This window comes from Chitinophaga sp. ARDCPP14, from assembly GCF_051362515.1.
Classification (GTDB): domain Bacteria; phylum Bacteroidota; class Bacteroidia; order Chitinophagales; family Chitinophagaceae; genus Chitinophaga.
Genome location: NZ_JBKIXB010000001.1, coordinates 692,256 through 710,989, shown reverse-complemented (window position 1 = coordinate 710,989; position 18,734 = coordinate 692,256). Strand labels below are relative to the sequence as shown.

The following is an 18,734-nucleotide window of genomic DNA, read 5'->3' as shown; positions in this document are numbered from 1 at the left end:
AAAAACCAAATGAAACACATCTTAGTATCAATGCTGGCGTTATTGCCGGCAGCGCTCCTGGCGCAGGACGGAACATATGTGCTGAAAGGGAAAATAGGAACATTGGATGCTCCCGCCAAACTGTTTCTCACTTACCGGGCCAACGGCACTGTCGTAAGGGATTCAGCCGCCTTGCAGCAGGGCGTATTTGAATTTAAAGGCAAAGTGGGCGACCCTGTGAAAGCTACGCTGGTACTGCGTCATACCCCGCCTACCAATATGATGTCTTATAAGTCTGATATGTTGGCGGTATACCTTGAAAAAGGTACCATTGTTCTCAGTGGTAAAGATTCTGTGTATAATGCTACCATAAAAGGTTCCCGTCTTAACAACGATCAGCAGCGCCTGCAGGCAAAGCTGAAAGCAACGGCTGCACAAAGAGATCAGCTCACGGAAGATTATATTGCCGCTACAGAAGAAGCCCGTAAATCACCGGAATTCCGGAAAACTTACGATGGAAAAAGTAAGGCTATCCGCGAAGAAGAAAAAAAGATCTACCAGGCGTTTATAAAAGAAAATCCTGCATCCCTGGTAAGCCTGGATGCCCTGCAAAGCAGTGCCGGCTCCATTCCCGAAAACCCTGCGGAGCTGGAAACGGTTTTCAACACTTTATCTGCCGGGGTGAAGGAAAGCAAAAAGGGAAAAGAAGTGGCTGCGCTGATCAATGGCTGGAAGCAAACCGCTATTGGCGCTACTGCGCCCGTGTTTACACAAAATGATACATTGGGCAAGCCGGTAAACCTTACCGATTTCCGCGGCAAATATGTGCTGGTGGATTTCTGGGCCAGCTGGTGTGGCCCCTGCCGTGCAGAAAATCCGCACGTAGTAGCAGCCTATAATAAATACAAAGACCAGTCCTTCACCATCCTGGGCGTATCCTTGGATCAGGCCAACGGGCACGATGCATGGCTGAAAGCCATTCATACCGATCAACTTACCTGGACGCATGTATCTGATCTGAAATACTGGGAAAATGAAGTAGCGAAATTGTACGGCGTTCGTGCAGTACCGCAAAATTTCCTGCTGGATCCTGCCGGGAAAATAGTAGCCAAAAACCTGCGTGGGGAAGACCTGGATAAAAAACTGGCGGAGCTACTACCGCATTAATAACAGCCGGAAATACCCCGGCTGTTATCCATGTTTGTTAAAGGGTTACTACGATCTTTCCTTTCGTAGTGCCCTTTTTCATTTCATCTATGGCCGCCCGCATCTGGTCGAACGGAAACACTTTATCGATGTAAGATTTTATTTTTCCTGACTGCAGCAATACGGCGATGGCGTCAATCGCTTTTTCGTCGGAGGTAACGCCGGTGAAGCGTACATCAAATCCTTTCGACTGGTAGTATTGGGTGGTAGCTGCCGGCAGGCCATGCGGCAGGTAGAACAGGGCGGCGCCCGGAGCGAAGTGTTTTTCATACAGGGAGGCCGGGTATCTTCCGCCAGAATCCAGTACCAGGTTCAGTTGCAGGCTATCAGCCTGTTCAAAATCAAAGTGATGATAGTCGATGATCTCATCGGCGCCCAACTGAAGTACCCAACCAGCATTGGCGGCGGTAGTTACGGCTATTACATAGGCGCCTGCTGCTTTAGCCATTTGCACGGCATAATGACCAACGCCGCCTGCCGGTGCGGTGATGAGCACCCGGTCGCCTTTTTTTACCGTGTAATGCGTATGCAGGTTTTGCCATGCCGTAACCGCTGCCAGTGTTGCTGCAGCCGCTTCTGTAAAGGATATATTCCCCGGTTTTTTAGCAAGATGGATAGCCGGCGCCGCAACGTACTCCGCGAATACGCGGCCATGCCCCGGCATCCTGATCATCCCGAATACTTCGTCGCCTGTTTTGAACTTGGTAACGGCGCTGCCCACTGCCGTTACCACGCCGGCAATATCCGATCCCAGGATCAGCGGCGAAATACCATCCAGGGCAGGGGCCCAGCTGGCCCGTAGTCCGTCGGGTGTGGTATAGTCCTCCAGTGTTTTATAGTCGACCGGGTTAATGCCTGTCGCTTTGTTTTCAATGAGTACTTCGTCCTCAGCAATAGCCGGTATGGCGGTGTGTGACAGGGTGAGGGGGGCGTTTTTATCCAGTCTTTCTAAAATAATTGCTTTCATATGATCTTCATTTTTTATGACAGCAAAGCTAACCAGCCGCCCGCCGGTACGCCCGTACCGTAAAAGGAAACAGCAGTAACAGGATGGGATGCCCCTTATGCAGCGGCAGTTTATTACTTACATTTGCAGTATGGAAAAGGTACACGACCCGTTTAGCATCAGCATCACCACCCTGGAGCGCTGGGAAAAACGCAACCGCAGGAACAACTTTTTTGAACTGGTGTATATCCTCGAAGGCAGCGGGGAACAGCAGGTAGAGCATACCCGTTCCGGTTACAGCAAAGGAAGTATTTTCCTGTTGCCGTCGTCCGACTGCCATACCTACCGGATAGATCAGCCCACTACTTTCCTGTTTATCCAGTTCAACGCCAGTTTTTTTTCAGGAGAACAGGACTGTGTGATAGATTTCGGGAAATGGTTCTGCCGCCTCAATTTCATCATTGGTAATTATAACCGCAGGGCAGGGGAGCTGATCACCGTGGATAGCGACAAACAGCACCTGGTTCGTTTACTGGAGTTACTGATGTATGAGCAGCAGCGTTCCGATAATCATTCCCGGCGCATTATGCAGGGACTGATGGTAGCCGTGCTGGAGCTGATAGCCCGCAATGTGGCGATGGAGCTTCCCGGTGCACAAGGGGTGGAAGGCAAACGTTTTGCAGATGTACTGTTGCACATTCAATATCATTTGCTCGACGAAGAAAAAATTACGTTGTCTTATTTATGCCAGCGGTTCAATATCTCGGCTACTTATTTCAGCGAATATTTCAAACGTAACGCCGGTGAAACCTACCAGGAGTTTGTGCTCCGTTCCAAATTAAAACTGGCGGAGGCGAAGGCGCTGTACACCGACCTGCCCTTTAAGGAAATTGCCTGGGACCTTGGTTTCACGGACAGCAGCCACCTGAATAAAATGATGAAACGGTTTTACCGGAAGGGGATGAGCGATATCCGGCGGCAGGCCATGCATGGCGCCGCATAATGGTTATTTTACCTTTTCAAAATCATAATGCCCTTTGATGTGTTTGTTGAGATAGATGCCCTTTGAACCGGACGACTTCATTGCCAGGTATACCGCTTCAGGCACGTCCTTGTAATCATATATCATCCCCGACACGAATATAATCCGGAGCGTACGCGTTTCTGCGTCATATATCATACGGGCTACCACAGATGAAGGCATACCGGTGCCGGATCAATTATCATACCGGTGCACGGGGCCAACTTGGCCATGATCTGGAACTATTTTGCTTTTTTATAATGCAGAATTAACATTTACTAGATAACTTATCGTATAATTTGGATAATTATCGCCAACTAATTAAAATTTTCATAAAAGTTCTTGCAAAATTTACAGAAGTTTGCCTATCTTGAATCAGCATTTTACTGATAATGTTGTTCACTTGTACCAAATTGATGTAGATTTAAACTGTAAGCAAACAATCATCTAAATGGTGTCTGATCGCCAGGAAATATTTAAAAAAACGTTATTAAAACACCTGTACTTTAGCAAGGAATTATCCTGTGCCGATCTCACGCTGCTCACTGGCAAGAGTCTCCCGCATACCACCAAATCTTTGAATGAACTCGTGAAAAGCGGTTTGGTATTGGAATCGGGGTATGCCATTTCCACTGGCGGAAGGCGCCCGCAGATGTACTCTGTGAAGCCGGACTACATGTACATTTTATCGGTAGCGATGGACCAGTTTGTAACCAGTATCAGTATACTGGATATGCAGAACAGGATAGTGGGAGAAGAACGCCTGGTGTCGCTGGACCTGTCAGCACATCCGGACGCCATCGCACAACTGGGGCAGGAACTGAAAGCATTTATCGATCATTCAGGAATCCCGTTGGAAAAGTTCGCAGGCATTGGTATCGGGATGCCGGGTTTTGTAGATGTAACAAAGGGCATTAATTATTCTTTCTTCGACAAGCAATACGGCAGTATCAATGGATACCTCGAAGCACTTACCGGTTTACCGGTGATCATTGACAACGACTCCAGCTTAATTGCGCTGGCAGAATGGAAGCTTGGAGCAGCCCGGAACAGGCAAAATGCACTGGTCATTAATATAGGCTGGGGTATAGGTTTGGGAATGGTGTTGAACGGGGATCTTTTCAGGGGAGAAAACGGATTTGCAGGAGAGTTCTCACACATCCCGCTTTTTACCAATAATAAGATCTGCAGCTGTGGGAAAATGGGATGCCTGGAAACAGAAACCTCATTGTCGGTGATTGCAGAAAAAGCAGTAGCTGGTATCAGGGAAGGAAGAACTACGGTTATGAAAGATTTGTCGATGGACAACCGCGACGACACGTTTAGAAAAATTATGGATGCAGCGGTAAAGGGCGATAATTACGCAGTGGAATTATTATCACAGGCGGGTTATCATATCGGACGCGGCATCGCCATCCTTATTCACTTGTTGAATCCTAACCTGATCATTTTAAGCGGGAGAGGAACATTAGCCGGAAAGTTATGGCTGGCGCCTGTACAGCATGCGTTAAATGAACATTGTATACCAAAAATCGCTGAAAATATTGAAATAATAATCTCGCCTCTGGGGTATGCGGCGGAAAGACTTGGCGCTGCAGCACTTGTTATGGAACACCTCGATAAAGGCCAACTGTAGTAAAACAAAGCAATAACGTTCACTTGTATCAATCAAAAATGAGGCAGTAACTACCTGCAGCATGCGGGCTTCCCATGCCATCAGAGAAACTATGCCTTGATTATTCATCTTCATCTAAATTCACACTAATGAAAAGGTGGCTAGGCTTCCTGCTGCTAACGTGTTTAGTGGCTACGTGCTATCAAAGCGTTTCCGCACAGGAAAAAAAATGGGTATCCGGTACCCTGAAAGACGCTTCCGGCGCTCCCGTAATCTATGCAACAGTCATTGAAAAAGGTACTACCAATGGCGCAACAACCAATGAAAAAGGGGCATTTAAGCTCCAGGTAGGCCCCGGGGCAACACTGGTTGTTTCCAGCGTAGGATTTACTACCAAAGAAGTGCCGGTAGGTACTTCCATTAATTTTGACCTGGTAATGGAAGAAACTTCCAAAGGGTTAAACGAAGTGGTAGTAACTGCCTTAGGCATCACTCGTCAAAAGAAGTCCCTAGGCTATGCGATGCAGGAGGTGAAAAGCGCCACACTGATCGATGCGCATGAACCCAACCTTACCAACGCGCTCACCGGCGTGGTGGCGGGTTTACAAGTGATTCGCTCCAGCACAGGTCCCGCAGGTTCTTCGAAGATCAATTTGCGTGGAAACAACTCACTGGGAGGTAGCAATCAGCCACTGATTGTGGTAGATGGTGTTCCTATCGATAACTTTGTCGGTGTAACTGATGGCAATAACGATTTCTGGAATCCATCACTGGATATGGGTAATGGTCTTGCAGATCTGAATGCTAACGACATTGCCAGTATCTCTGTGCTGAAAGGTCCGGCTGCAGCTGCATTGTACGGTAGCCGTGCAGGTAATGGTGCCATCCTTGTTACCACTAAAACTGGTAAGAAATCCAACGGTATGGGTATTGCTGTGTCATCTACAGTGGGCTTTGAAAGCGTGTTTACAAACCCCGAGATGCAAAAGAGTTTCGGCCAGGGTTCTGTAGATGCGTTTGATCCTATTGGTGGAAATAGTTGGGGACCAAAAATCAAAGGACAGGATGTAACTAACTGGAACGGCAAAACGGAAAAGCTTAGTTACTTTAATAACATCGACAATTTCTACAAAACGGGAGTTAATCACAACGAAAACATTTCTTTCCAGCAACAATTGGATAAAACGTCTGTGTACACCTCTCTTAACTACATGAATGATAACAGCCTGATTCCTGGTACGAAGCTTTCAAGAGTAAATCTCATGGCCAGGGCAACTACCAAATACGGAGAGGCAGAACGGTTATCTACCGATTTCAAAGTACAATATTCAAATACAGATGCTACTAACAGGCCCACCAGTGGAGTAAACAGCAGGAACTATTCTTCCCTGCTGTATACAATGCCAGTTAGTATGGACATCACTCAGTTTAAAAATCCTTTAAATGAGCTAGGCACCATGCGCTGGTATGGTACCGGTAACCAGGTAAACCCTTATTGGGCCAGCCGTTATAGCCAGAATCAGGATAAACGTAACCGCTTTATCATGAACGGAAGCATTAAGTACCAATTCACCGATTGGTTAAATGCAGAAGTAAAAGCAGGTGCCGATATTTATACAACAAATACGGAAGCTAAAACATATTCAGGTAGTCCACTCTCTACCAATGGTAGTTACAGTGTTGGTAAGTTTACATTCTCTGAATTGAACTATAGTACATTGATCACTGCAAAGAAAGATAACCTGTTTGGCCGTTTAGGCGGCTCCGTTAGCGTAGGTGGTAACCTCATGCAGCAACACTCCTCCAGGCTGAGCAATAATGCAGCCTCCCTGCTGGTGCCAGATTTGTTTAGCATCAAAAATTCACAGGGAAATCCAGGTATTACAGATGATGTAACAGAACAGCGTATTAATTCTGTATATGGTACTGCCGGTTTAAACTGGGATGGTTACTTGTTCCTGGATGCAACCATGCGTAATGATTGGTCTTCTACACTTAGTCCTGACAATCGTTCTTTCTTTTACCCCTCGTTGGGATTCTCCTATGTGTTTACAGAACAATTCAAGAGTCTTCCAAAATGGCTTAGCTATGGCAAACTCCGTGGTTCCTATGCAGCGGTGGGCAACGGCTTATCCCCATATCAGATATTGAATACGTATACCATTGATCGCGATCCAAATGGCAACCCGATTGCCTCCAGGAAAACTACCCTCTTTGATCCAAATGTTCGTAGTGAGCTGATCAAATCTTATGAAGTAGGTGCTGAACTTCGCTTTGTAGATAACAGATTTGGTATAGACTTCAGTTACTATAAATCCAATGCTACTAATCAGCTAATCGACCTGCCAATGGACCCTGCCAGCGGTTATGAGAGAAGAAAGATCAATGCTGGTAATATCCAGAACAAAGGATTTGAAATCATGGCGGATGCAAAGATTCTGGATAATGCCAAAGGACTTATCTGGAATATCTCCGCTAACCTGTCTAAAAATAAAAATGAGATCATTGAAATCTCTGCCGCAAATAATGTAAACAGGTACCAGCTGGGTGGCTTCGATGATGTATCCATCGTAGCAGTTGCAGGTCAATTGTACGGTGAAATTTACGGCAGTAAATTCCTGCGTGTAACAGACGAAAAGAGTGAACACTATGGCCAGCTGCTGCTCACTGCAGAAGGCAGACCACAACGTGGCGAACAGAATGTTCGTTTAGGTAACCAGCAATCCAAAGCATTACTCGGTATTACCAACAGCTTCGGTTACAAAAACTTCACCTTGGCTTTCCTGATTGATGCCCGTTTTGGCGGAGACATGTTCTCTGTAACCCAGGCAATGATGCAGAGAGCCGGAACAGCGGATATCACTGCACCCGGTGGAAAAAGAGATGACATGACACTTGCCGGGGTAGTATCAAATGGCGCCGGCGGTTATACTGCCAATACCAAATCAATCACTACACAGCAATATTGGGAATCAGTGAATACCAACGTAGGTAATCTCGGCGTGTCTGAACTGAACATCTACGACGCTTCCAATATCCGTCTCAGAAATGTTCAGCTGAGCTATAACCTATCAAAAAAATTACTGGGCAGAACACCTATCCAGTCTGCTAAAGTAGGTGTATCCTGTAACAACGTATGGATGATTTCCAGCCGTATGCGCGGCCTGGATCCGGAATCCGTATTTGCGGTAGGTACAAATGCCACTGGTTTTGAAAACGGTGCTCCTCCAACCACCCGTACTTTCCTGGTGAACCTGAGCCTTAGTTTTTAACTTTTAATTGTAACTGAAATGAAGAAGATACTCATAAAATCAGGCTGGGCATTGGCTGCTTTCGCGATGGTGATGTCTGCCTGTAATAAATTTGAAGAGATCAATCAAAATCCGAAAGACGCCAGCCTTAACCAGGTACAGGTGGAATACTTTATCAATAATTCCATTATCGGCGCACAGATGGATCCCAATATTGCTGAACGTTCTTTTGTATTATACTGGAAAACTGCCAGCCGGCAGCACCTCAGCGGAGGCTTGTCTTCCGGCGCAGTAGATGACGGATGGTCTTCCGAATACTATCGCTATAGCTCCGGCTGGTTAAACAGCATTAATACAGCCATCCAGATTGCTGATGAAAAAACACAAGCCGGCGATACCAAACCTTATACAGATAACCTGAAACAGGTGGCCCGTATCTGGCGCGCTTATTTGCTGAGTGAATTGTCCGATAACTTCGGTCCTATTCCCATCAACGCATTCCAGGGTACCAACCCCGAATTCGTAAGCGTGAAAGATGTATACTACTTTGCCCTGGATGAACTGAAGGATGCCAGCTCCAAGCTGAACACCACTATTGTCGCATCTGATGAACTGAAGAAAACCGATCCCGCTTTTGGATATGATTTCATGAAGTGGAAACGTTATGCCAACTCCATGCGTTTACGCCTGGCCATGCGTTTGTCTGAAGTAGATCCCGGTAAAGCTAAAACAGAATTTGAGGCAGCAGCAGCGGGCGACTTGATGACTAACATGACCGATATTTTCCAGGTACAGGAAAAACCAGGATGGGATGCACTTAGCGGCGTAATGAGCCGCGAATGGAATTCCCAGATCCTGTCTACCACCCTGGAAAACATCTATACCGGTTTAGGAAGTGTAAAAACTGCTGACCAGGTAGATGCTTCCCTGCAATCATACATCAGACCAGCCAACTGGGCCGGTTTGCAGCTGACAGACCATTTCTCTACCATGACGAATGATCCGTTTGCAGGTTTCTGGTTCGATGGGTTACCGCAAACGGTTGACCCCCGTGCTTATAAAGCATTTATCCCAGCAGGAGATTTTACAAATCCCAACTTTAGTAAATATCCTTCTTACGACCGGCCCACCTGGGAAACAACTGCCCGTAACCTGCTGGACGGTACCGGCGCCGTGGTGAAAACACTGGACGGTAAATTTGCCTGGAACGGTTCCAATGCAGGCGCATGGGGCGTAAAAGGAACCAGGAACCAGTGGAGGGCTTTCCCTGGCGCTGCTCCCCGTCTTGGTCAGCAGTTCAGGAACAGCGCTAACAAACGCATCTTCTTTGCTCCCTGGGAAACACATTTCCTGCTGGCAGAAGCTGCGGTAAGAGGATGGACGGTGCCACTGGGTGGTAAAGCCGCCTACGAAAAAGGCATCGCCCAGAGTTTCGAATACTGGCAGGTGGATGGTTTCCTGGGTACTTACCTGGCCTCTACCAGCTATAACATGACTGGTACTTCTGTTAGCTGGGATCATACCATAGAGCCCCCTGCTACCCATACCATGGATTTCAAAAATGGTTATACCAATACGGCAGGCACCGTGGCAATCAAGTACCCCGTGAATAACCTGTATAAGAATGGTACCGTTAAAAACGATCTCTTAACAAAGATCATTACCCAGAAATATATAGCACAGGTGCCCTGGCTGCCGCTGGAAGGATGGAATGATAAACGCAGACTTGGTTTGCCTTTCTTCGAGAATCCAAATGTGGAAGAGCCACTGGGTACATTGCCCACACTCAATGCTTCCAATTATATGACCAGCAATGTGAAGTTCTTCCCGCAGCGGCTGAAGTATCCTTCTTCCCTGAAGAATACCAATGCTGCCGGATACAACCAGGCTGTCAGCTTTCTTGGAGCTGGCGGAGACGAAGTATTAACACCATTATGGTGGGCAATTAAGCAATAATTTGCTGTTCACTTATATTTATTAAAAAAAGCTGACCGCGTAAAACCCGGTCAGCTCTTGTTTTAGAGCAAGCCGGACCACTATCAGGAAAAAAACTCTTAGGTGATACGGATATATTAGACTACCTTGTGAGCAAATACAATATAATGCAACAAGGTACAGTTAAATTTTTCAATGAATCCAAAGGATTTGGTTTCATCACTCCATCTAATGGTGGACAGGATATTTTCGTTCATATTTCCGGTACTACTGGCGAACTTCGTGAGAATGACACCGTAACGTATGAAGTTGAAAATGGTAAAAAAGGTCTGAATGCAGTTAACGTAAAAGTTATCTAAGTTTACATATCTTATTTTCTGGGGGGCTGATCAGCAAGATCAGCCCTTTTTTTATGCCCTTAACTATCCCTCGCTTTTCTTGTCACGGAATGCTTTGGGCGTTTGCTGTGTACGCGCCTTAAACACTGTGGAAAAGTAGGCTGGAGAGGAAAATCCGCACTCATAGGCTATTTCCGCTACCGATAACTTTGAATTCGCCAGCAGGTACCTGCCTTTTTTAACCCGCGCATCCAGGATATAGTCGTTCACATTACAATTTAATAACAACTTTACTTTACGGTACAGCTGCATTTTTGAAATAGCCAGCTGCTGACAGATATCTTCCACCCCAAACTGGTCGTTTCCCAGGTTTGCCTCCACGATGGCCGTAAAGTCATTCACAAATTTGCGGTCCGGTTTGCTGGACTGGGTACTGTGTACCCGGGTGTCAGGCTCGGCGATATAGTGATCTTTCAGCAAAGCCCGGTTATTGAGCATGCTGCTGATGCTTTCCGCCAGGTATTTCAGGTGGAAGGGTTTACTGATATAGGCGTCTGCATTGTGCTGCATGCCTTTTATACGTTGTTCCTCGCTGCTGTTAGCGCTGAGCAGGATTACCGGGATGTGCGAGGTACGGATATCTTTTTTTAAAGTCTCCAGCACCTGGATCCCATCCATGCCCGGCATCATAATATCGCAAAGGATCAGGTCCGGTACATGCTCAAAGGCCAGCTTTAACCCATCTGCGCCGTTGCCGGCGTGGAACACTTCATATTGACCGCTGAGAAAATCGGCCAGGAAATGATTCAGGTCCGGGTGGTCTTCAATCAGCAGCACCGAATGAGGATGTGCCTGCAGGGTGAGCGGTATTTCTTCTGCCGGCGTGTCGTCCAGGTCGTCCGTATAGCTGTGCAGCGAGTGATTGATCACATTCATATGTTCATCTTCCTGCTGAATTTCCTCTGGTGCAAAAGGGGCGGAAGTACCCGGCAGGGTAATACTGAAGGTGGTGCCGGCGCCTTTACTGCTTTTTACGGTGATGCTGCCATGATGCAGGGAAATGATTTCGCGGGTGAGCGCCAGCCCTATACCGGTTCCTTTATGTTCATTGTTGCGGCTCTGGTAAAACAGTTCAAAGGCATGTGCCAGGGTGTTTTCATCCATGCCGCTGCCATCATCTTCAATACGTATTACCGCTTCCTGCCCGGCTGCAGGCTGTTCCAGGTAAATATGCACTTTGCCGTAGTCGCTGGTAAATTTGAAAGCGTTGGACAGCAGGTTATATAATACCCGGTCAAACAGGTGTTGGTCGAACCAGGCTTTGATGCCGGGCTGCCGGCTAATAAGCCGGAAATCGATATGCTTTTTAACCGCAATGCCTTTATATGCTTCCATAATATCCAGCATAAAGGCGGGCAGCTCATTTTCTGATACTTTCAGTTGCAGTTTGCCGCTTTCAATCCGGCGGAATTCCAGTAGTTGGTTTACCAGCCGCATCAGGTGGGTCACATTTCTGCGCATCAGTTCCAGCTGCTGTTTCTGCGAGGAAGAGAGCTGCCTGCTGCCCATCAGGTTTTCCAGTGGCGCCTGTATGAGGGTTAAAGGGGTACGGAATTCATGCGAGAGGTTTGTGAAGAAGGTGAACTTGGCCTCTGTGGCCTCCTGCGCGCGGGCGGTCATTTCCACCAGCTGGTCCCGTTGCTGGAGAATTTCATCGCGCTGTTGTTTCAGTTGCTGATTGATCCGGCGGTTGGTGCGTAAAATGAAGATCAGCACAATACCGAGCAGGAAGGCGATGCCCAGCGTGGTGACCACTATCCGCAGCAGGTGCTGCTGGTCCTGGTACAGCGAAAGCTGCTCCTGCAGCAATGATTGCTGCTTTTCTATTTCCTGGTGCTGGGCCTGTATCTTATCTATCTGCAGGCGCATCAACTTTACGTTGCTGCTGTCGATCAGTACGGTTTGAAGCAGCGTATTGCGGGGCACCTTTTTCCCGGCGAGTATATCCGCAGCCATGCTGATGGCTTCTTTGCCGCCACTGGGGTACAGCAGCGACGCGCTCAGGATGTCGCGTGATACCAGGTCTATCCCCGCATCGGGGTAAGGTGAAGCATCTACACCAATAAACCGGGTTTGTTTGAGGCCCTTTTCCCGGCAATAACGGTACATGCTATACGCCATCACGTCGTTTTGTGCGAAGATTACATCCGCCTGCTGCACGGCGGAATCGTTGCGTGCGGCGGCTTCCCGCGTTTTATCTGCCACCCAGCTGCCTTCCAGGGTGGCTATCACTTTCAGGCCGGGGTAGTGTGCGAGGGCATCACGGAACCCCTGGTGCCTTTCCACGGTGGGGGAAGATCCACGAAGCCCGGTCACCTCTATAATACGCCCGTGGCCATTCAGCCGGGCGGCAATATATTCTGCTGCCAGCTTGCCGATATTGTAGTTGTCGCCCCCGATGTAAGCGGTGAAGGAGTCCGTGGCGGCCTTACGATCCAGGATGATCACCGGGATGCCCTTTCCATAGGCGGCGGCTATTACCGGCGCCAGGGGCGCGGCCTCATTAGGGGATACCACCAGGATGTCTATTTTCCCCGCCAGCAGTTCCTCGATCTGCTGTACCTGCCGCTTGCTGTCACTTTCCGCATCCCGGTACAATAACTGCATCTCCGGATGATAAAACAGCTCCCGCTTCATTTCCGTGAGCATGTTCCGGCGCCAGTCGTCGTTGCCGGTACACTGGGAAAAACCGATCCGGTATTTCGGTCCGGTTTCCGGGCGGCATCCTGCGACATACATCAACAGGAAAAGACTTATTAAACAGAGATATCGTTTTAATACTGCTGGCAAGTGGAATAATTTTGGTTTTATTTCGAAAAACAATGATACAAAATTGAAAGACGTTAGCCTGAAATATATCTATCTTAATGTATAAAAATATATATGTCAATATATTAACTGATTTTATGCCCGCTGTTATAATTTCGAAAGAAAGCGGTGCAATACAATAACGGCAGCCTTTAGCAAAGAAGTAGGTTTGACTTATCGATCAAAACTTATTTCTACGTTATGAACAACAAGATTGTTTTCTTCTGGGCTTTTGTGGTAGCACTTGGCGGTTTTCTTTTTGGTTTTGATACCGCTGTCATCTCCGGTGCGGAGCAACATATTCAGCAATACTGGCATTTAACGGAAGTACAACATGGATTTACGGTATCCATTGCATTAATAGGAACGGTGTTTGGCGCCTTGGGAGGCAGCACGCCTTCGGATAAACTAGGACGCCGTGCCACCCTGCTGCTGGTAGCGTTGGTATACCTGGTGTCGGCAGTGGGTACAGCAATGGCTACTAACTGGTACTTTTTCCTGGTATGCCGTTTTATCGGCGGTCTCGGTGTAGGCGCTTCTTCTGTAACGGCCCCGGTATATATTTCAGAGGTATCACCTGCTTCCTACCGCGGACGAATGGTCGCTTTATTCCAGTTTAACGTGGTTTTCGGTATCCTCGTGTCTTATTTATCAAACTATTTCATTGGCGGATATGGAGGTGAAAACTCCTGGCGCCTGATGCTGGGCATCCAGGCATTCCCCGCGGCTATGTTCCTGCTACTGCTCCGCTGGGTACCGGAAAGTCCCCGCTGGCTGCTGTTGCACGGTAAAAAAGAAGCTGCCGCCATCAAAACCCTGCAAATCATCAACCCCGCCGGTTACGAGGACGATATCACCACCATCCGGCAGTCGAGGCACCAGAGCATTGGCGCGCCAAAGGAACGGCTGTTCTCCGGCAAGTACCGCACGCCGGTAGTGCTGGCAGTATTGTTTGCCATCTTCAACCAGGTGTCGGGTATTAATGCTATCATTTATTATGCTCCCCGCATTTTTGAAATGTCCGGTTTAGGCACGGCGTCTTCTTTGCTTTCTACGGTCGGACTGGGCATCGTGAACTTCATTTTTACGTTAACGGCTATACGGTTTATCGACCGCATCGGCCGCCGGCAACTGATGCTGATAGGTACCGTTGGGCTTATTGCCACCCTGGGCCTCACCGCTATTTCCTTTTATATGCATACCGGCGGTATTGCCGTGATTTCCTACCTGCTGGTGTATATGGCATTCTTTGCCTTCTCGCAGGGCGCCGTGATCTGGGTATTTATCTCTGAAATATTTCCAAACGCGGTACGCGCCAAAGGTCAAACGCTGGGCAGCTTTACCCACTGGATCATGGCGGCCGTCATTGCTTTTACCTTTCCCTGGCTCGCCAGCCATATTGGCGGTGGTCACATTTTCGCCTTCTTCTGTGTGATGATGGTATTGCAACTACTCTTTGTATGGCGCTGGATGCCGGAAACAAAAGGACAAACCCTGGAAGAAATTGAAATGACAATGGTCGTGCATTAAACAAACATTTTATGACAACAAAGTATAACATCGCCTGCCTCGGGGAAATATTGTGGGACATATTACCAAACCAGGAACTGCCCGGCGGCGCTCCCATGAACGTAGCGTATCATTTACAGAAACTGTCGCAGTCCGTTGCCATGGTATCGGCTACAGGTGCAGATGATCATGGCAAAAGACTGCTGCAACTGATGAACAACATGCAGCTCTCTACCGCTTACGTACAAACGAATACTACTTACGCCACGGGTAAAGTAAATGCCTGGATGGATGCGCATAACGATATGCAATATGATATCCTGTACCCGGTGGCCTGGGATCATATTGGCTGGAATGCTTCCCTGGAGGCTTTATTAACGGGTGATGACCTGCAGTATATTGTTTTTGGCAGTTTGATGGCCCGGCATGAGGTATCCAGGAATACGCTCCGTAAAGCATTGGAATCAACCGCCACAAAAGTATTGGACATTAACCTGCGCACTCCCTGGTACTCCCGCGAAACGCTGGAATGGCTCATGGACAGCTGTCAGCTGCTAAAGCTGAATATTGCTGAACTGGAGCTGATCAGCGCCTGGTATGGCGCATGGTCTACGCACGAAGAACAGGTAAAGGCATTGTCTTCCCGGTTTAACATCCCGGTAATAGTTGTCACCTTGGGCAGCAAAGGTTGCATGGGATATATAGATGAAGCTTTTTACTACCAGGAAGGACAAACCGTGAAAGTAGCAGATACTATTGGCAGCGGCGACGCTTTCCTTGCCGGCTTTCTCGCATGCCGGCTGCAACAACGTTCCCCTGCCTGGAGCCTGGCCTATGCCAATGCATTGGGCGCACTGGTGGCATCCCGCCCCGGTGGCTGTCCGCCATACGATCCATCCGAGATATACAGCCTGATGAAAATACCACAGCACACTTAGCCAGTTATTACATTTCCACACCACCATTTCACAAATTCCATTATGAAAAAGTTGTTTTACTTATTACCGATGTTGCTGTTCGGCCTCTTCGCCATTGCACAGCAACGAAACATCACCGGTACCGTTATCAGTAAACAAAACAGAACGCCTTTGCCCGGCGTAACCGTACAGTCGGGCAACAGGAACACCATTACCAACGGCAGCGGGCAATTTACATTACCGGCTGCCGTGGGGGAAGTGCTCAACTTCTCCTATATCGGCATGAAGCCAATGTCGCTGAAAGCTTCGGAAGGCAGTATGTCCGTAGAAATGGAAGATAATGCCACCGATCTAAACCAGGTGATCGTAACCGGTTACCAGACACAGAAAAAAGCCGATCTTACCGGCGCCGTATCAGTAGTAAATGTGAGCGAAATAAAAGACATTCCGCTCGGCAACCCGGTGAAAGCCCTGCAGGGCCGCGTTCCCGGCGTATTCATTACTTCCAACGGCGACCCTAACAGCAATGCCACGGTACGTATCCGCGGTATCGGCACGCTGGGCAACAACGATCCGCTGTATGTAGTGGATGGTATTCCAACCAAAAGAGGATTGCAGGAACTGAACCAGAATGATATTGAATCCATCCAGGTATTAAAAGATGCTTCTGCTGCCACCATTTATGGCTCCCGCGCTGCAAACGGCGTCATCATTGTTACCACCAAAAGAGCGAAGAAAGGCTACAGCCGCATCACGGCAGATGTATCTGCTTCTTTGCAGGATTACAGTACCAAGTTAAAAACGCTGAACACGGAAGGCCGCGGCCGCGCCTATTGGCAGGCTGCGGTAAATGACCGCACCGATCCCAACAACAACCAGATTTACCAATACGACTGGAATGGCGATTTCAACAACCCGGTGCTCAACAAAATTAATCTGCCAGAATTTATTGATGCCGCCAAAACCATGAAGCCGGCGGATACTTACTGGTACGACCAGATCGCACAAACGTCCCTGTTGCAAACCTATAACGTGTCTATTGCCAATGGTAACGAAAGAGGTAACTCTTATTTTTCAGTAGGCATGTATAACAATAAAGGCATTGTAAAAGAAACACAGCAACGGAAAATAACCGCCCGCTTTAATACGGATTATTCCTTTTTTAAAGGCAGGCTGAAGATCGGTGAAAACCTGTCGGCTACCTATATCAGGGACGCGCTGGTGCCAGCCACGGATATTCTCTTCGCCGCGCTGGTGCAACAACCGGTAGTGCCGGTACACACCGTCGACGGTGGCTGGGGTGGCCCCGCACCCGGCATGACCGACCGGCAGAATCCTGTGCGCCTCATTGAGGATAACCGGCAGAACAAAAGTAATTTCCTCCGCTTATTTGGTAATGTATATGCCGACCTGGAAATTATTCCAAACCTCCATTTCAAAAGCAGCTATGGTATAGATTATAACGGTACCTATCAGCGTACCCTGCGTAAGTCGTATACTTCCGGGTTCCTTTCTGATCCGTCCAACTTCTCCCAAACCTCACAGGATTATAATGGTAACTGGGTATGGCAAAACACGCTCACTTACAATGTGGCCCTGCAGAAGCACCGGTTCGATTTCCTGCTGGGAGGGGAACAGATTAAATATATCGCGCAGAATTTCTACGCCAGCAGGCAGGGATACGCGCTCGAAAATATTGACTATGCTTACCTGAATGCAGGATCTTCCAATAAAGATAACGGCGGTACCGGCAGCGGCTATACGTTGTTGTCTTATTTTGGTAAAGCAAACTATTCTTACGATAATAAATACCTCGCTTCGGTGACATTGCGCCGCGATGGCTCTTCCCGCTTTGGTAAAGAAAACCGTTTCGGGATGTTTCCTGCGGTATCTCTCGGATGGCGCGTAAGTGAAGAAAATTTCATCAAACAAAACCTGCCTTTCCTGTCGGACCTGAAACTCCGCTATGGCTGGGGCAGATCGGGCAACCAGGAAATTGCCAACAACGCCACCTACACATTATACTCCGCTATTTATGGGATAGATCCCACCTGGGATTTCGACAGCGGCAGTGCGTACGATCTTGGTGGTGCGGGCTCCGGCCAGTTGCCATCGGGATATACACTGATCCAGCAGGGCAATCCCGCATTGAAATGGGAAAGCACCATGGAATCTAATGCCGGGATAGATTTTGGTTTGTTTGATAATCACCTTAGCGGTTCGGTGGATTATTTTATTAAGAAGACATCCGATATCCTTATCAGCCCGGCTTACCTCGCGGTGATCGGCGAAGGCGGTACCAAGTTCGTTAATGGCGCCTCCATGCAAAATAAAGGGCTGGAAGTATTGCTGTCGTATAACGGTAACATTGCACCCGGACTGGCGCTCACCGTTACCGGTAACGTAGCCACCTATCGCAATAAGATCACCAGGCTGCCGCCGGAAGTACTGACTTCCTATCCCGGCAACGGACAGGATAAAACTATTCTTGGCCACTCTATTAATTCCACCTTCGGGTACGTAGCCGATGGATTGTTCCGCTCACAAAAGGAAGTAGATGACTATGCCACGCAAATCGGGAAGGGCGTGGGCCGCATCCGTTATAAAGACCTGAACAGCGACGGGGTGATCGATGACAAGGACCGCGACTATATCGGCAAAGGAGATCCTGATTTTACCTACGGACTGAATGTAACACTGGAGTATAAACACTTTGATCTGACCTTCTTCCTGCAGGGAATACAGGGCATCCAGGTATATAACACTTACAAAACATACACCGACTTCTCTTCCATCTGGCCGGGAACTAACTGGGGCGCACGTACGCTGGACGCATGGACGCCGCAACATCCAGATGCTTCCATACCCGCGCTCACGCTGGTAGACCGTAACAACGAAAACCGGACATCCACCTATTTCCTGGAATCAGGTTCTTATCTCAAACTCAGGAACCTGCAACTGGGGTATAGTTTCCAGCATATGTTAAGCAAGCGTTTACAAACAGCACGGGTATATCTGCAGGGCAGCAATTTGCTCACGTTAAAAAACAAAGGTTTTACTGCCACCGATCCTGAGAATCCTAATAACGCCTATCCCATTCCGGTGATTGGCACGATCGGTTTAAACCTGTCTTTTTAAACACACAACAC

The 18,734-nt window shown here is 48.1% G+C and carries 12 protein-coding genes; 9 read left to right on the top strand and 3 right to left on the bottom strand.

Annotation, left to right across the window (positions count from 1 at the left end; all coding sequences use genetic code 11):
• Positions 1–9 precede the first annotated feature (9 nt).
• Positions 10–1,146 carry a redoxin domain-containing protein gene (locus ACLHR0_RS02770; RefSeq protein WP_429061425.1) on the top strand — a complete coding sequence of 379 codons (1,137 nt, stop codon included), beginning with the start codon at positions 10–12 and terminating at the stop codon, positions 1,144–1,146.
• 37 nt (positions 1,147–1,183) lie between these two features.
• On the opposite strand, the gene ACLHR0_RS02765 is transcribed toward ACLHR0_RS02770, so the two are convergent.
• Positions 1,184–2,152 carry an NADP-dependent oxidoreductase gene (locus tag ACLHR0_RS02765; protein ID WP_436484538.1) on the bottom strand — a complete coding sequence of 323 codons (969 nt, stop codon included), beginning with the start codon at positions 2,150–2,152 and terminating at the stop codon, positions 1,184–1,186.
• Between the two features lie 130 nt (positions 2,153–2,282).
• On the opposite strand from ACLHR0_RS02765, the gene ACLHR0_RS02760 reads away from it, so the two are divergent.
• A complete protein-coding gene (locus tag ACLHR0_RS02760) occupies positions 2,283–3,134 on the top strand; it encodes an AraC family transcriptional regulator (protein ID WP_436484536.1) in 852 nt (283 codons plus the stop codon).
• 3 nt (positions 3,135–3,137) lie between these two features.
• On the opposite strand, the gene ACLHR0_RS02755 is transcribed toward ACLHR0_RS02760, so the two are convergent.
• Positions 3,138–3,335 carry a KTSC domain-containing protein gene (locus ACLHR0_RS02755; RefSeq protein WP_429045209.1) on the bottom strand — a complete coding sequence of 66 codons (198 nt, stop codon included), beginning with the start codon at positions 3,333–3,335 and terminating at the stop codon, positions 3,138–3,140.
• 268 nt (positions 3,336–3,603) lie between these two features.
• Here ACLHR0_RS02755 and ACLHR0_RS02750 point away from each other — a divergent pair, with 268 nt between their 5' ends.
• From ACLHR0_RS02750 to ACLHR0_RS02735, 4 genes are all read left to right on the top strand, one after another.
• Positions 3,604–4,788, top strand: a complete 1,185-nt coding sequence (locus ACLHR0_RS02750) for an ROK family protein (RefSeq protein ID WP_436484535.1) — start codon at positions 3,604–3,606, stop codon at positions 4,786–4,788.
• Positions 4,789–4,916: 128 nt separating this feature from the next.
• Complete coding sequence (locus ACLHR0_RS02745; RefSeq protein ID WP_436484534.1) at positions 4,917–8,039, top strand: SusC/RagA family TonB-linked outer membrane protein; 3,123 nt, start codon at positions 4,917–4,919, stop codon at positions 8,037–8,039.
• A gap of 18 nt (positions 8,040–8,057) precedes the next feature.
• Positions 8,058–9,974, top strand: a complete 1,917-nt coding sequence (locus tag ACLHR0_RS02740; protein ID WP_436484532.1) for a SusD/RagB family nutrient-binding outer membrane lipoprotein — start codon at positions 8,058–8,060, stop codon at positions 9,972–9,974.
• A gap of 146 nt (positions 9,975–10,120) precedes the next feature.
• Entirely contained in the window at positions 10,121–10,312 is a 192-nt protein-coding gene (locus ACLHR0_RS02735) for a cold-shock protein (protein ID WP_079469125.1), read from the top strand.
• 63 nt (positions 10,313–10,375) lie between these two features.
• Here ACLHR0_RS02735 and ACLHR0_RS02730 read toward each other — a convergent pair whose 3' ends face one another.
• A complete protein-coding gene (locus tag ACLHR0_RS02730; RefSeq protein ID WP_436484530.1) occupies positions 10,376–13,141 on the bottom strand; it encodes a hybrid sensor histidine kinase/response regulator transcription factor in 2,766 nt (921 codons plus the stop codon).
• 219 nt (positions 13,142–13,360) lie between these two features.
• Here ACLHR0_RS02730 and ACLHR0_RS02725 point away from each other — a divergent pair, with 219 nt between their 5' ends.
• The 3 genes from ACLHR0_RS02725 to ACLHR0_RS02715 are packed head-to-tail and all read left to right on the top strand — an operon-like array spanning position 13,361 to position 18,723.
• Positions 13,361–14,689, top strand: coding sequence for a sugar porter family MFS transporter (locus ACLHR0_RS02725; protein WP_436484528.1), 1,329 nt, complete (start codon positions 13,361–13,363; stop codon positions 14,687–14,689).
• An 11-nt stretch (positions 14,690–14,700) separates the two neighbouring features.
• Complete coding sequence (locus ACLHR0_RS02720; protein WP_436484525.1) at positions 14,701–15,606, top strand: carbohydrate kinase family protein; 906 nt, start codon at positions 14,701–14,703, stop codon at positions 15,604–15,606.
• 42 nt (positions 15,607–15,648) lie between these two features.
• Positions 15,649–18,723, top strand: coding sequence for a SusC/RagA family TonB-linked outer membrane protein (locus ACLHR0_RS02715; protein WP_436484523.1), 3,075 nt, complete (start codon positions 15,649–15,651; stop codon positions 18,721–18,723).
• Positions 18,724–18,734 lie beyond the last annotated feature (11 nt).